We start from the raw sequence: 16209 nt of genomic DNA on the forward strand, positions 1-16209 counted from the left end.
ATTCATGCCTACTTGGTCAATTTAGCCGGAACATGGACTAGCAGACAATGCAGTGTTAGGACTGACTGAACTGGAATTTGTTGTCAAGAAGACTCTACCATCAGATTTTTGTACTAAAGCTTGTGCTTCTAGTATTCGTGTAGGTTCTTGATCCATTAATTTTAGTTTTTCTGAATCATGATCGGACTGATATAAAAGAGAATTGTCTTGCCAAACAGGGTTGTGAGATGGCAGATTGCTAGGGCTAGGCAATAAACCGTCAAGACCAGTAACGACGAAAGTACTTGCTAGTGTGTCCGATCGCCCTTGACAGACCGATGCAATCTTGGTGTCTACTTGAACCGCTTCTGGTTCTGTCTTAGGCTGCACATTATTTCTGATTAAAGAGTTAATCTCAACCGTACCGTTAACGCCTCGCTCTGAACTGGCTGTAATTTGGCTGTTTGGAGAAAGGAAAAGCCCCTTGGTGTCGATTCTGATATTACCTCCCTTTCCTTCAAAGGCATTGGACGTAATTGCGCTATTTTCTAGAGCAAGTAAAATCCCTGTGTCAATTTTGATATTACCACCATTGCCACTATTACCAGCAGTTGCAGTGATGGCACTGCCTCGACGCAATTGCAAGTATTGGGAATTCAAGAAAATATTACCGCCTTCGCCAAAAACAGTTGCCGCGGTAATTAAGCTTTCCTTATCCAACGAGATATATCTACTAGTGACCTCAAGTGTTCCACCCTCATTTGTACCAAGACTTCTAACGCTAATAATACCATTCGTCAAGCGCAAGCTATTAGTATTAATTTTTACTCTTCCAGTATCTCCGTTTGGATTTGGACGAGATGAAAGTCGTTGTTGGGTGGACGCATTTGCCATAATGACAGCCGAACTAATACTAGCGCCACTTTTTACCTCTATGTCAGAAGCGTTAATGTCAACAAATCCAGGAGAGCCAGAGCCTGTAGTGGAAGTATTAATTGTTGCTTCATCTCCCACTATTAATTTTGGGGTGCTGATTGCTAAATTCCCAGAACTTCCTTGACCAAAAGCTACAGAAGACAAAAGGCTATTTGCATTTCGCCCTAAAAGAATTAAATCGATTAATTCAGCGGAATTAGTTAATTCTATAGAACCAGTTGCATTTACAGTTACATTTCCTGCATTACTGGCTTCACGAGCTATAGATGTTATCTGCCCTCCATCACGAGCATTTAGTTGCCCTGTTGACACTAAAATGTTTCCTGCTTTTCCAGAAGTTAAACTACTGGTAACGATACTACTAATAAGAAAAGGATTAAAGGATGAGAAACCAAGTAATTGTAAGCTATCAGAAGCATTTACCAGAACGTTACCTCCGTTAGCATCGCTATAATTTCTATTAGTTATAGCTCCTCCTTCTTGAAGAACTAACCGCTTACTGAAAACTTCTATATCTCCTCCATCTCCAGACCCTAGCGATTCAGTCCGTATGAGGCTAATAAATCTTCCGTCTGGCGAGGCTCCGCTTAATTGCAACGATTCAGAAGCGTTGACTTTAATACCTCCCCAAGGTTGCGAACCTGAATTTTGATTTAAAACCACTGAACCATCAGTTAAAGAGATAAGTTTTCCCTGTATGGCGATAGAGCCAGCTGTATCGCCACTGCTATCTACTAAAGCTTGTTGAGATAACTGAATGTTCTTAAAAGAAGAGGTTCCTTCATAGCCCAATGTCCATTTTTGATCAATTGGATTGAGGCTGACCACGCCAGAGGCGACACTGCCTATCTCAACTCGTCCTTGTTCTGCTGTTAAAGTAGCGCCATCTAGGGTAACATCCCCTCCCACTAAAGCTAGGGTTCTACCTGGTTGTACCCGCAATCCAGTTACGTCATCGTTTCTGATTATTGGAGAGTTTGCTGAACTTGGAGCAATTAAACCTTGACTAGTTCCTTTGACTTGAATCGCAGCTGATTTGCCATAATATTGCAGGCCAATAGGCATACTAACGGTCAGCAAAGGTTTTGTCAAAGAATTTGCACCACTAAATTTAAAACTATCAGAAAACGTAATAGCATTGGCAGTACTTGCAATAAAGGAACCTCCAATATCTAAGCGCGCATTCTGTCCAAAAATAATCCCGTTGGGATTAATTAAAAATAGGTTAGCTGTCCCATTAGCTTTGAGTAGCCCATCTATTTTTGAAGCTGACAAACCTGTTACCCTGCTAAAAATGTTCTGAACACTTAGAGAATTATTCAATAAAACTGTATTATCTCTAGGAATAGAAAACTGCTCAAAGCTGTGGAACAAGTTATTACCTTGTATAGTACCTCCATCAATTACTTTGGTATTACCTTGTGGTGTAACTATAGAATTAACAGGCAAGCTTTGGTCTGGCATAACTTCTGCTATAACTGATGAGCAATCCAGCAAGAGAAGGAAGGCAATGCCTTTAATACTCCAAAATACTATATTAATTGATTTCAAAATAATGCGCCTCTTTAAAGTTGAATTTAGTATTTTAAAGCTAAACAAAAAGATGAATAGTAATGAAAAATTTTATTTTTCTACGACCCCTAAACGCAATGCAATACGCTTATATTTTTTTGCATTATAGGGAATACCTCTATGCATTACCTGTGAATTGTCCCAAAATATAACGTCTCCTTTTTCCCAAATATGAGAATAAATAGGTGTACTGCTAAAAACAGTTTCAAATAAATCCTCCATAAATTTTTTTGCGCCTTCTATATTATTTTCCATGCCAACGGGGATTGTAGTGTCAATACCCAGGTATAGTCCCTTTCTATTAGTGATTTTATGAGTAGATACAAGAGGATGCATTTTGCTGGGAATATCAACAGCTTTCTTAGTGAATTGGGGGGCTTTATGATACAAGTATATTTTTTCTAGTTGGTGCTGTTTTTCGACATCTAAATTTTTGTATGCTTCTATCAAATCAATAAATTGAGTAGAGTGAGGATGTCCATTGATATCTTCCGTAGGTACTTCAACCGCGTAAAGCATCACAACATATAGAGCATTCATGTCTAGTCCTTCTGTGCGTGGAAGACCGTCTTTATCTTGATGCCACTTCCAGGCGAACTGTTCCAATGGTTCTGTTTCTTCCTTTGGATTACCCAAGATATTGATATATTGACTTTGTAAGTCTGGACTGATGTCAGAATCTAATGTGTTAGAGCCACCAAACATTAGGTTACCGAAAGTTTTTCTGGCAAATTCTTCTAATTCTGATGCGATAAGGCTTTGCTGTTTGACGACAACAACACCGTGTTCCCAAAGAGATTTCTTAAACTCATACCTCTGTTGTTCCGTGAGGTCTATAAGGCTGCAACCTTGTAGTACTTCAAGTCCAAGTCTCGACTGATGTTGTATCTGTTTCTGTTCCTTATCTAAACTCATTATTAATATTGGGTTTGGATTATTTTGTCTCAGTAGTCTGCAAATAATATTGGTGCTTTATATGAGTCGATGCTCAGAATGTTAGCAATACGTATTTTAGTAATCATGAATCTTACTAAAAATGCAAAATATTTATTTTTGGTATCAAAATCATATTATATAATTCTTTGGGAAAATATACTTCGCAATAATCGTGATTATAATATGGAGCTTCAGAATTAAGGTATTGATATAACCATTCTATTCATCCAAAAAACTAATATAAAAGAGGTTGATTAAATGACGATTTTGTGCATTCAAGGATGGCGGTGATTTTGTATCTGCATTATCTATTAAAAAACAATAAGATAGTCTCAACTACTGGATTTAACAGATTTAGATTTTAGTTTGAATAAGCGCGATGTCTACGACAATCCAAAGCATCCAGGCTGTACAATTCCAGAGTTTGCGGCAATATCCTACCCAATCTGATGACCGATAAATCCCCCAAAAACCGCACATTGACTTGGCTGCCTTTAAGCCTATTGATACTGCTTAGTGCGACTTCTAAACCCCTACAAGCACAGACTGTACAGACTGGACAAGTACCTAATCTGCCCCCTCCACAAGACATACAACCCCCTACGCCGACACCGCAACCATCATTTCAAGTTCCTCAGCAACTACCCCCACCACCAGAACTACTAGCACCATCCCAACCAACCCCACCAGAAGAATCATTACCGAGCAATCTGACGGGAACAGTTACAGTTAAACGCTTCGAGATTATTGGTAGTACAGTTTTCAGTCAAGAAGAGATGGCTAAAGTTTTGTCCGACTTTACGAATCGACAAATTACGCTAGCTGAACTATACCAAGCTCGTTCTCGAATCACTGACTTATACGTGAATAATGGTTACATTACTTCTGGTGCTTATATTCCACCTCAAGAAATTCGTCCGGGTTCCGGTGTTGTCAAAATTCAAGTAGTCGAAGGTAAATTGGAAGAAATTCAAATAACAGGTACTCAACGACTTTCTCCTAATTATGTACGCGATCGCATACAAGCAAAGACAAAAGGGCCTGTCAATCAAAAACGTTTGTTAGAAGCACTGCAACTGTTGCAAATTAATCCTTTGATTGAAAACCTATCAGCTGAATTATCAGAAGGCTCAAGTCCAGGGGAGAGCGTACTACAAGTGAGTATCAAGGAAGCAGACACATTTAATACTCAGATAACACTAGACAACGAGCAATCGCCAGCAGTAGGAAGTTTCCGCCGTCGTCTGCAAGTAACTGAAGCAAACCTGTTGGGATTGGGAGATAGTATCGGTTTGGGGTATACTAACACCGATGGTAGCAACTCTTTCGATGCCAGTTATACACTGCCCCTTAATCCTCAAGATGGGACATTTAGCTTCAGCTATGGTACAACATCGAGCAATGTCATCGAAGAGCCTTTCAATGTTCTAGACATCCAATCGTCTTCTCGTTACTACGAATTGACATATCGCCAGCCGATAATCCAAACCCTTAATCAAGAATTTGCCCTTGGTATTACAGCTTCTCGCCGGGAAACTGAAGCTTCGTATTTGGAGTTTGAGCGACTACCATTCCCCTCGTCGGGTGCAGATGAGCAAGGACGTACAAGAGTATCAGCATTGCGATTTTTTCAAGAATGGGTGTCTCGCAATAACCGTGAAGTATTTGCAGTGCGATCGCAGTTCAACGTGGGACTTGATGCATTCGACGCGACGATAAATTCAGATAGAGCGGACAGTCGTTTTTTCAGTTGGCAAGGGCAAGCCCAATGGTTACGGCTGTTGGCTCCAGAGACTCTGATGTTACTGCGTCTGAATACGCAACTAGCTACTACTACACTTTTGCCGCTAGAACAGTTTGGCGCGGGTGGTGTGGATAGTGTACGAGGATATCGCCAAGATTTTTTCTTAGTTGATAATGGCGTGTTTGCTTCGGCTGAAGTGCAAGTGCCGATTCTCAGGGCTGGTGGGACTTTGCAAATAATTCCCTTTGCAGACTTCGGATTTGTGTGGAACGCAGGCACGGAAAACCCTGACTCGAATACTCTGGCTTCTGTAGGGTTAGGGTTGCAGTGGCGCGGGGGCGATCACTTTAACGCTCGTGTTGATTGGGGAATTCCTTTGATGTCGGTGGACTCAAACGGAAGAACCTGGCAGGATAACGGGGTGTATTTCTCTGTGCAGTACAACGCTTTTTAAGATTACTTTGTATATTTAAAAGGCAGTTCTTTACAGTTAGCGTGTTGCTGAATCTTGGCGCTACTGCGAGGTAGAATCACTGCTTTGGCATTGTGTGTGTGTGAGGTGATTGTGTTGTAACAGTCAAATGTGTCATAACCGCCATCACCAGATACTTGTTCAATAGGGGTATCAATCTGCTCCAGTAAGTCAGGCAGTACCTCATAATCTACTACGTCATTAGTAGTCACCACCGCTGCCAAAATCTCTCCGGTTCCTTCATCAACTCCCAGATGCAACTTCCGCCACGTTCGTCGTTTACCTACCCCGTGTGTGCGAACTTTCCATTCTCCCTCGCCATACACTTTTACTCCAGTTGAATCCACCACAACATGGATTGCCTCATCCTTTGGGATTACGGGCAGTTCCACCGATAATTTGCTCAAACGACGACACAAAGTGGAGTGATCTGGCACCTTCAACTCAATTCTCATTAAGATAAACAGTGATTCCAAAAATCCTTCCGTTTGCCGCCCTGCTAAGTGAAATACCGATTGTACAGTTCCCATCGTAGCGATCGCTATGTCATTGTAATAATTAGAGGCTACCTTCTGTCCTGTCTTCTTTTCGTTGCGCCATTGTTCAATTACTTCCTCACTCACCCAGAAAGTCAGACTGCCTCGCTGCTTGAGTGCCGCATCGTATTCCTGCCAGTTACGCACTCTGTAGTTGTCTTTGGCTTTCGTCTTCATAGTCAAACTAGGAAACTAGGAGGGGATTAGTAGAGGTAGGAAGGAATAAGTAAAATTTACCATTTTTCCCCATTCATGCAACAATGCCGTATCTTGTATAACTGATAACATGAAGCCAAGATATTATTCTTCATCTTCATCTTCATAATCAAAATCATCATCACTATGTTCTTCATACCACTTTCTTTCTTCCTCCAAAGCAATTTCTCTCTCAATCATTTTCCTCTCTAGAATTTCCCTTTCAAGCTTTTCTCTTTCTTGCTTTTTCCTTTCAAATATTTCGTTTTCTATTTTTTCTCTTCTGAGTCTTTCTTTCTCTTCTCTTTCTCTCTCTAGCTGAATTAATCGCTGTTCGACTCGCTCACAATAAAAATTCAAGGCTTTACCAGTGGCTGCTCCGGTAATCGCACCACCAGCTAAAAATATTATTACAGTTTTCCAGCCGCTAAAGGGATTACCACTCCACTCCAAACTCCCCTCATTGAACCATACCAGTAGGAAGTAGACGAGAATTCCAATAACTGTATTGATCAGTGCAAAAACTCTCGGTGTCATTTCGGATTGACGAAGTATCAACCACTGCGCCAGGGTAAGAATCACACCAAAGATTACCGCAGCAATTCCTGAGAGAATTACATTACCTGGGAAACTGAATGGATCTACCGCAAATTTAATGATTAGTGTGATAGTAATCGGAGCAGAGAGCAAAAAGCTCAGGAGTAAGCTAGCACTAATTGCAAGAAACCAGTAACGACCAAGATAACCCAGACGAAATTCTAACAACGACTCTTGTACTCCAAACAAAGTCATCCAAAATGCAATACCCGCCGTTAAATAATCAAGCATTAGCCGTTGTTTTACCCATGTGCTGAAGAGGGTATTTTCTAGAATAAGCTGAAATTGAAGTTAGTTGTCAGAATTCAGTTGTCAGAATTGAATTCAGGCTCCTGACTTCTGAAGTCTTTCTTGTTAACTGTGGTATTGAACTGATTTTCGTCAAAGTATTCTTTCATCGGTGCAAAATATAAAAAGCAATGAAAAACCCCAACCTGTTTAAAGGATGGGGGCATAAATAAAAACTCTATATTTCATGATGACACAACTCAATATTTGTTCATCTGCTGTCAGCCTGGAGGTGGGGCAATGAACAAACCACCATCTAGACGCAAGAAAGTTATCCCTGGGGCATTTGGTGAACCAAAGCCAGCAACCGATTCTGCTCCCGAAAATACTTCTAGCCAACACAACCCAGCCTCAGCAACGATTACGGTTACTGCTATTGAAGTAACAGAGTTGGTGCGATTCGTTGATTAGTGAATCACGGTAATCAGCCCGTAAATAACTAATCCAGCCCGACAGCAGATTACTGTCGCTAAAGGCTGAACTCTCGGTCAGATGCAAGTGTAAGCCTTGCCATTCAGACTCAGAATTGACTCCTTACCTGCCCACACCGAACAAGCTCGGTTCTTGTAGAGTGAAGCTGGGAACAGGGCGCAATCAGACGACCGTTGCGGGTTGACACTGGTGCTAACGGGGAGTTCCCACGATGAAACAGAGCCTAGAAAAACGACTTAGTTATGGGCAGGGCGCAACACAAAATCCCTGACCTTGCTGGAGTTCATTCCCGCCGAACATCAACTCAGTATCGGCAAGAGTCAAGGGAATCCAGTAGTTGAATTGGCTACATCTAACGGAACAATCAATCTCTCCGAGGGAACGAATAAAAACGAGTTGTGGGTCTAGGGGCTTTCGTTCCCCGAGTAGCCCAGACGAGCGGAGGAATCCCCACAATTCGGGTAGGACAGACCGTAATTGGTCTGAGGTGTTCAGAATACACTAACTAGAGAAGAGAAAATGATTAGACACAGTAGACATACTAGTGAATCTTGGAAAGCTTTACCGTGGAAGAAATTCCGCCGAAATCTTTTCCGCCTTCAAAAGCGCGTGTATAAAGCGGTTCATGTTGGAGACAAGCGGAAAGCGCGGTTTCTCCAAAAGCTTATTTTAAAATCAACCTCGGCTCGATTTCTTGCAATAAGACTTGTATCTCAGCTAAATGCTGGTAAAAAGACGGCTGGTATTGATGGCAAAAAATCCCTCTCATTTGAAGAACGCTTCAACCTTGAAGAATTACTGAGAATGAAAAGTGGAAATTGGAAGCATCAAGGCTTACGGGAAATCCCCATCCCTAAAAAGGACGGGACTACCAGAATGCTTAAGATACCAACAATTGCGGATAGGTCTTGGCAATGCCTAGCAAAATACGCACTCGAACCAGCACACGAAGCCACTTTCCACTCCAGGAGTTACGGGTTCAGAACTGGGCGCTCTGCCCATGATGCACAAAAGTACATCTTCCTAAACCTTAACTCCAAGGTTAACGGAATAAATAAGCGAGTAATTGAACTCGATATTGAAAAGTGCTTCGACAGGATTAATCACTCAGCAATAATGAACGAACTCATTGCCCCCAAAGGCTTAAAACTCGGTATACTCCGATGCCTCAAGGTAGGAGTTAATCCGGAATTCCCCGAACAGGGTACACCTCAAGGGGGAGTGGTCAGCCCACTATTAGCGAACATCGCGCTCAACGGAATTGAGAGTATCCACAGATATCATGATAATCAGAAACGCAGAATCACTGACAAAACCTCGGCGAGGGATATCAAAGAACCATCAATCCGATACGCGGATGATATGGTCATCATACTCCGACCCAAAGACAACGCGATAGAGATACTTGAAAGAATCAGCGAGTTCCTCCGCAAACGCGGAATGAATGTAAGCCAAAAGAAAACCAAAGTTACCGCCGCGACAGATGGGTTTGATTTCCTCGGCTGGCACTTCAAAGTCCAGAAAAACGGAAAGTTCAAAAGTACTCCCTCAGTGGATAACTTCAAAGCATTCCGTAAGAAAGTAAAACACATCGTCAACAACTCGAATTATGGTGCTACCACAAAAGCTGAGAAATTAGCCCCGGTAGTTAGAGGATGGAGAAACTACCATAAGTTCTGCAAGATGGATGGGTCAAAGTTTTCCTTATGGCACATCAGTTATAGAGCTTTTCAGGTATTCAACAAGGAAACCAAGCAAAACCGTCACTCATGCCAGGAGCTAATAAAAAAGGCATTCCCAAAGGTTCCTTACTCCGAAAACAAACACATTTCTGTCAAGGGAACTAAATCACCCTACGACGGAGATACAGCCTACTGGAGCGAACGTAACAGTAAACTCTATTACGGCGAAACCTCTATTGCTCTTAAGAAGCAAAACCATAGATGTGCCACCTGCGGCTTAAAGTTCATCGATGAGGAACGGGTTCACCTGCATCACATTGATGGAAATCACGCCAACTGGAAGAAAAATAATCTCGAAGTAACTCACGAGAGTTGTCATGATTACAAGCACATGAGCAAAGGCGCAAGCTAAGAACATCGGGAGCCGTGTACACGGAAACGGGTACGCACGGATCTAACTGAGAGGTGCGGGGAATAATATCCCCCATCGACTCAACCACCCAGGAAGAACAAAGCTTACGCCTGCATTTAGAACACCGTGTGGAGAGAGCATTTTTGGAGGCGGGTCAAGCGCTGATAGAGTTGAGGGACAGACGGCTGTACCGTTCCACGCACCGGACTTTTGAGGAGTATTGCCGCGAACGCTTCAATTATAGCCGTGATGCCGCCTACCTAAAGATTTCGGCTACTGTGGTTTATGGGAATCTTCAAAAATTTTTGCCGACCATTGGTCGGCAAATTCCAATGCCGACAAACGAACGACAATTGCGGTTTTTGGCGAAAGCCGAGTTGGAACCGGCTGTGCAAGCGGATGTATGGCAGCAGGCAGTAGAGCAAGCTGGCAATAAGATTCCATCTGGTCGGATAGTGAAAGATGCTAGCGTGGCAAAACTTACTAGAGAAGAGTGGAAATCCTGTAATCTTGACCTTGTAGCGAAATAATGGTGCAAAAACTTGGCAAGAAATGCCCTTCGTGCGGGGAAGCAATGTGGAATGAATACGTGCGACTCGTTGCTTAGTGAATCACGGTATCCAGTCCGTACATAACTAAGCCAGCCCGACAGCAGATTACTGTCATTAAAGGTTGAACTCTCAGACTGATGAAGGTGCAAGCCCTTCCCGCAAGATTCTGGCGTGACTCCTTATCTGCCCACACCGAGTAAGCTCAATTCTTACAGAGTGAAGCTGGGAACAGGGCGCAATCAGACGGCCGTTATGGGCTGACACTGGCGCTAATGGGGAGTTCCTACGGTGAAACTGAGCCTAGAAAAGTGACCTATTCCAGAGCAGGGCATAACCAAAAACCCCTGACTCTATCAGAGTTAAAACCCGCAGTAGTGTAGTCAGTAACTGCGAGAATCTAGGGTTTCTGATGGTCAAATTGGCTACACCTAACGGAACAATCAATCATCTGAGGGAACGAATAAAAACGGGTTGAGAGTCTAGGGAATGTCGAACCCTAGTAGGCGAGATGAGACGCGGAACTCTCTCAAGTCGGGTAGGATGCAACGTAATTGTTGCAAGGTATTCAGAAAACACTTAATTGAGAAGAGCATGATTAGACACAGTAACGATAGCGATACTAGTGAATCTTGGAAGATGTTGCCCTGGAAACGGTTTCAGAAAAACTTATTCCGCCTACAAAAAAGAGTGTTTAAAGCGATTTCAGCAGGAGACAAGCGGAAGGCGCGGTCATTGCAAAAGCTTATTCTGAAGTCCAAAGCAGCTAGATTTTTAGCAATTCGACAAGTATCTCAGCTAAATGCGGGGAAAAAGACAGCGGGCGTAGATGGTAAGAAATCCCTTACGTTGGAAGAACGTTTCGAGCTAGAAACTACTCTAAAGAACGAAGCAGGAAATTGGAAGCATCAAGGCTTAAGGGAAATCCCAATTCCTAAAAAGGACGGGACAACCAGACTGTTAAAAATTCCCACTATTGCAGACAGAGCCTGGCAATGCCTTGCAAAATACGCACTAGAACCAGCGCACGAAGCCACTTTCCACGCTAGGAGTTACGGTTTTAGGACAGGACGCTCGGCACACGATGCCCAACAATTCTTGTTTCAAAATCTAAATTCCTCATGCAACGGAATAAATAAGAGAGTTATCGAACTCGACATTGAAAAGTGCTTCGATAGGATCTCACACTCCACTATTATGGAAAACTTGATCTCCCCCCAGGGAATCAAACTAGGGATTTTCAGATGCCTAAAAGCCGGAATCAACCCCGAATTTCCAGAGCAAGGAACGCCACAGGGCGGAGTTGTAAGTCCTCTACTAGCTAACATCGCTCTAAACGGGATTGAGGACATTCATAGATACCACAATAATCTTAGGAAAAGAATCACCGATAAAACCCCAGAGAGATACATCCAAAAACCATCAGTCCGGTACGCCGACGACATGGTAATAGTGATAAGACCTCAAGACGATGCAGACGAGATACTTGGAAGAATTGACGACTTCCTAGCAGCGCGAGGAATGAAAGTAAGTGAGAAGAAGACCAAGATAACTGCTGCGACAGAGGGTTTCGACTTTCTAGGCTGGCACTTCAAAGTAAAAGCCAACGGAAAACTTAATATCACTCCTTCAGTGGAGAACTTTAAAAAATTCCGTCAGAAAGTCAAGGAAATCGTTAACTGCTCAAATTATGGTTCTAAGGTGAAGGCTGAAAAGCTCGCACCAATAGTTAGAGGCTGGAGAAATTACCACAGGTTCTGTGACATGTCAGGGTCAAAGTTCTCACTTTGGTTCATGAACGAAAGAGCAAGAATGGTATTCAAAAGGGAAACGAAGAACGACCGTGAGTCAAGCGTCAAGCTTGTGCAGAAGGCATTCCCAACGGTTCCTTGCTCCCAAAGCGCCTATGTCATGGTTAAAGGAAATAAGTCACCTTATGACGGAGACTTAGACTTAACTTACTGGAGCCAACGCAATAGTAAGCTATACGATGGCGCAACCTCTAAAGCTTTGCAAAAGCAAAACCATTCATGTGGTCGATGTGGAATGAAATTGACAAGTGATGAGCGAGTCCATTTACACCACATAGACGGTAATCATCATAACTGGAAGCCTAAAAACCTCCAAGCAATACACGAGTCCTGCCACGATTATTTACACATGGGCAAAAGGGAACACACACTCCTAAGAATATCTGGGAGCCGTATGCACGGAAACGGGCACGTACGGTTCTGTAGGAGAGGTGCGGTGGATAATACCACCCATCGACTCTAACAATAATCCTCTTCATTCTTTTACCGCATCTGATTTAGCACAAGTTGATATTCATACTTGGCTCGAATTACGCTCTCAATTGCAAAAACACCACGCATTGCCAGAATTGAACAGTATCGATTTCGCAGAGACCCCAAGGCTTACTTAGCTAATCTAGAGAGTCGTCTTCTCTAGTGAATTTTACCACACTAGCTTTTAAAGCTTCTCTACTTCTAGCTTGCTACACTCAGTAAAGTTTTTACTGACCCGCCAATCGCTCCGACCTCAACCCCCTCAAATGCTGTATCACATGCAACAGATTTCCAGGTGTCAAGTTCTTCTTTAACTGACTTAAGCTTTGCATCAATCGCATTGACGGCATCTGCGCCTAGAGCTAACCTCAGTGGTGGATTGTCGCTTTCAACAGCCTGGATTATTGCAAGAGCTGCCTTGTCTGGGTCACCTGGTTGGTTGTTGTCCATGTTCCGAATCCACTGGAGGAATTGACCACAGGTGGAGGTGTAATCGTCAATGAGTTCATCTGGTGTAACCAGCGATCGCCCATTAAAGTCTGTGCGGAAAGCACCAGGTTCTATAATCGTTACTTTAATTCCTAGTGGGGCTACCTCCTTAGCTAGTGCCTCAGATATCCCTTCTAGTGCAAACTTGGTGCCACAATAAATTCCTGTTCCCATAAATGCCACAAAGCCAGCAACCGACGAAAAATTGACGATGTGACCGTAGCGTTGTTTTCGCATGACTGGAAGCACTACCCGCATGATATCAAGTGCCCCAAAGACATTGGTCTCAAACTGGCGTCGAATGACATCATCACTAAGTTCTTCTATTGCACCCAAAGCACCGTAGCCAGCGTTATTAACCAGTACATCAATGCGGCCAAAGGCATCGAGGGCAACATTCACAGTATCACGGACTTCCTGCGGTTTAGTAACATCGAGTTGAACAGCTTTCATTGTTTCCGGATACTGGTCAACAAGGTTACTGAGTTGCTCTGGTTTACGGGCGGTAGCAACGACGTGATCGCCACGCTTGAGTATTGCTTCTGTCAAAGACCGTCCAAATCCGGTTGAGCTACCAGTAATAAACCAAACTTTCGTGGTATTATTAGCCATGATTGATTTCCTTTGCTTTACTTTAAAACAGTCTTGATTACGTAGCTGTTTTGACGACAGTTCACTCTCACCAACTTTTAAATCGTTGGCATACCTTTCGTAGTCGTGTTGGTTGAGAGGAATTCTGCCTTTGTGCTGCACATATATTGAATGAACGCAGAGTGTACGTTGTTCAAATCCAAACGATGGAGGCATTATCTGCAATCAGAAGAATCTGTTGCACTTGACGCTAATCCCAGTTTCATGAAACAATATGACATATTTAAACCCCTCCTAACCTCCCCAAAGCCTTATGGAGGTGCTGTAGGCGATGAGGTGCATTTGTTTCAAATATTGAGTGGATTGGTATAAGCTTTTGGGTCGATGATCTGATGAAAAAATTGCTCAAATATTCAGTATCTCAGACTTGATTTCTTAAGTTAAGTTGACAATATTTACGTCTGAAATTTTAGAGAGTAATGACAACTTTTCCAAAGTGCAAGCCTTTATCCAGATATTCAAATGCCTCTTGGGTTTGCTTAAAGGGGAAAATTTTGTCAATTACCGGATGAATGTTCTTGACTTCGATTACCCGATTCATTGCCTCAAAATCGTGTTTCCCCCCCACCTCCATGCCTTTAATTGTAGCTTGTTGGTGCATCAAGGTTAATGTATTGATACTGGTATCAAAGCCATCCAGTAATCCCACAATCGAAATGTGTCCCCCCATACGGAGTGCATTGAGCGATCGCTGCAAGTTCTGACCGCCCACCGTCTCAACAACTACATCAACTCCGTTGTTTTCAGTAAACAGATGTACCGTTTTTTCCCAATCAGGCGTTGTTTTGTAGTTAATTAACGAGTCAGCACCCAACTGTTGCGCCCGTTTGAGTTTTTCATCGCTGCTTGAGGTGATAATCACCCGTGCGCCTCGTGCTTTTGCAAATTGGAGTGCAAAGATGGATACACCACCTGTTCCGTGCAGCAGTATTGTTTCACCTGCTTGCAAATTGCTATATTGCAGTGCATTCCAGGCAGTTAGTCCAGCAATTGGTAAAGTTGACCCTTCAATGAAGGAAAGATTTGTTGGAGCGTGAATAAGTTGATTGGGGTGAAAGCATTTATACTCCGAAATTTGTCCTGGAATGTTACCCAAACCTTGTCGAGTCGAATAGTCGGTTGTCACCGGAGTCGGTTTACCGTTCAACCAATTAGGGATAAAGGTCGTCACAACCTTATCACCTCTTTTAAATCCCGTGACACCCTCACCTACCTGCTCAACAACTCCTGCTCCATCAGATATAGGGATGTAAGGTAAAGGTAGATTTGGATTGAGCAACCCTTTAACTACAAGTAAGTCCACATAGTTGAGGGAAACCGCTTCCATTTTGACCAGCACTTCCCCTCTAGTTGGATTGCGCTGTGATTGCTCTACAACTTGGAGGTTATTGAGACCAAATCTATCACAAAGTGCAATTGCTTTCATCAAGTCACCTCAAGATTTCAAGTTCATTATTATGTAGCTTTAATAACTTTGTTCAAGACCTATTTTGAGCCAGACTGAACCTCAAACAATACCCTTCCACAATAGCTGCCTGTAGACAACCATGTTTGCATCTCTGTTTTTGAGAGTTTACCCTAGATGAGGTAGTATTTTCCATTGAGTTAGGGGATGTGTTCGCCGGCAGCGTGAAACGACGAATAAAAAAGCGCTCGGGGATTTCTTTTTCCCGTCCTGGCAAAATACGATGGCGGATGCGTGCTTCGGTGACCCAGACCTCGCGACCCACCACTGTTAAGTTGACTGGTGACTCCATGCCTGATGCTATGGTTTCTACCAACTTAGGCGCAGCTCCGGTCGAAAGTGCATCTATGCGTAAAAGGCGGCCATTGCCGCTTGCAACTGCACCTTCAGTGACAATTAGAGAGCCATCAGGCGCAAACTGCATCCCATCAGGGTTTTCAAGCTTGCGATCAAGGACTATAGCCTCAACCTTGACACTTTCTTGGGGTTGAGGTGTCAGTTTGTACAGCTTTCCGTCGGAGTAATGACCCACGATAGTAACTCCATCAGATCTACGGGCAATACCGGAAAGTCCTATCTCCTTAGAGCCGAATCGTGCGTCTTCTGCCCAAACGCGTAACCGATTTGTTCCAGGCGCGACGTGGTAGATGCGGGAACGCATACTGTCTGTAATATAAACGCCGCCATTTGCATCAAGCGCCATATCATTCCCGAAGCCACCATCAGGCATCAAGATGACGCGCAGAACTTTGCCTGTGCGGGTATCGATTGCGAAAATCCGATGCGGACGGCGAGTCATTTTACCATTTGAACTGCGAACTCCCAAGAAGTCGGGAGAGGTTCCCCAGAGAATTCCTCCTTGCTCGTCAAGTCGCAGAGCTGTGGCGGCAAACACTTGGTCGTTTCCAGGAAATAAGGTTTCAACCCTGCCTTTTGGATTAATACGCAATATCTGTCCGCTTGTGATCGAACCAATATAAAGCGTACCAT

General features: G+C 43.3%; 10 protein-coding genes and 2 pseudogenes. 5 read left to right on the forward strand and 7 right to left on the reverse strand.

All coding sequences use genetic code 11. The features are described from left to right. Positions 1–21: 21 nt before the first annotated feature. Positions 22–2466, reverse strand: coding sequence for a two-partner secretion domain-containing protein (locus tag ACWATR_RS31600; protein ID WP_460341658.1), 2445 nt, complete (start codon positions 2464–2466; stop codon positions 22–24). A 72-nt stretch (positions 2467–2538) separates the two neighbouring features. Then, positions 2539–3402, reverse strand: coding sequence for a TauD/TfdA dioxygenase family protein (locus ACWATR_RS31605; protein ID WP_460341661.1), 864 nt, complete (start codon positions 3400–3402; stop codon positions 2539–2541). A 470-nt stretch (positions 3403–3872) separates the two neighbouring features. On the opposite strand from ACWATR_RS31605, the gene ACWATR_RS31610 reads away from it, so the two are divergent. Next, positions 3873–5621 (forward strand): ShlB/FhaC/HecB family hemolysin secretion/activation protein, encoded by a 1749-nt coding sequence (locus ACWATR_RS31610; RefSeq protein WP_460341664.1) that lies wholly within the window; start codon positions 3873–3875, stop codon positions 5619–5621. Positions 5622–5641: 20 nt separating this feature from the next. On the opposite strand, the pseudogene ACWATR_RS31615 reads toward ACWATR_RS31610, so the two are convergent. Next, positions 5642–6352, reverse strand: a pseudogene (locus ACWATR_RS31615) (IS5 family transposase); the annotation flags it as partial. Between the two features lie 123 nt (positions 6353–6475). Beyond that, positions 6476–7198, reverse strand: coding sequence for a hypothetical protein (locus tag ACWATR_RS31620; RefSeq protein WP_460341667.1), 723 nt, complete (start codon positions 7196–7198; stop codon positions 6476–6478). Between the two features lie 297 nt (positions 7199–7495). On the opposite strand from ACWATR_RS31620, the gene ACWATR_RS31625 reads away from it, so the two are divergent. The 4 genes and pseudogenes from ACWATR_RS31625 (at position 7496) to ACWATR_RS31640 (ending at position 12603) form a co-directional block, all read left to right on the forward strand. After that, the gene (locus tag ACWATR_RS31625) at positions 7496–7666 is read left to right on the forward strand and encodes a hypothetical protein (RefSeq protein ID WP_460341670.1); all 171 of its coding nucleotides are present in this window, start codon (positions 7496–7498) and stop codon (positions 7664–7666) included. A gap of 540 nt (positions 7667–8206) precedes the next feature. Continuing rightward, entirely contained in the window at positions 8207–9781 is a 1575-nt protein-coding gene (locus ACWATR_RS31630) for a group II intron reverse transcriptase/maturase (protein ID WP_460341673.1), read from the forward strand. An 86-nt stretch (positions 9782–9867) separates the two neighbouring features. After that, a pseudogene (locus tag ACWATR_RS31635) lies at positions 9868–10245 on the forward strand (hypothetical protein); the annotation flags it as partial. A 678-nt stretch (positions 10246–10923) separates the two neighbouring features. Further along, the gene (locus tag ACWATR_RS31640) at positions 10924–12603 is read left to right on the forward strand and encodes a group II intron reverse transcriptase/maturase (RefSeq protein ID WP_460341676.1); all 1680 of its coding nucleotides are present in this window, start codon (positions 10924–10926) and stop codon (positions 12601–12603) included. 212 nt (positions 12604–12815) lie between these two features. Here ACWATR_RS31640 and ACWATR_RS31645 read toward each other — a convergent pair whose 3' ends face one another. From ACWATR_RS31645 to ACWATR_RS31655, 3 genes are all read right to left on the reverse strand, one after another. Then, positions 12816–13715 (reverse strand): oxidoreductase, encoded by a 900-nt coding sequence (locus ACWATR_RS31645; protein ID WP_460341678.1) that lies wholly within the window; start codon positions 13713–13715, stop codon positions 12816–12818. 448 nt (positions 13716–14163) lie between these two features. Next, on the reverse strand, positions 14164–15180 hold the full coding sequence (locus tag ACWATR_RS31650) for a zinc-dependent alcohol dehydrogenase family protein (RefSeq protein WP_460341681.1): 1017 nt from the start codon (positions 15178–15180) through the stop codon (positions 14164–14166). Positions 15181–15232: 52 nt separating this feature from the next. Further along, positions 15233–16114 carry an NHL repeat-containing protein gene (locus ACWATR_RS31655; protein ID WP_460341684.1) on the reverse strand — a complete coding sequence of 294 codons (882 nt, stop codon included), beginning with the start codon at positions 16112–16114 and terminating at the stop codon, positions 15233–15235. Positions 16115–16209 lie beyond the last annotated feature (95 nt).

This window comes from Nostoc sp. UIC 10890 (assembly GCF_054786515.1).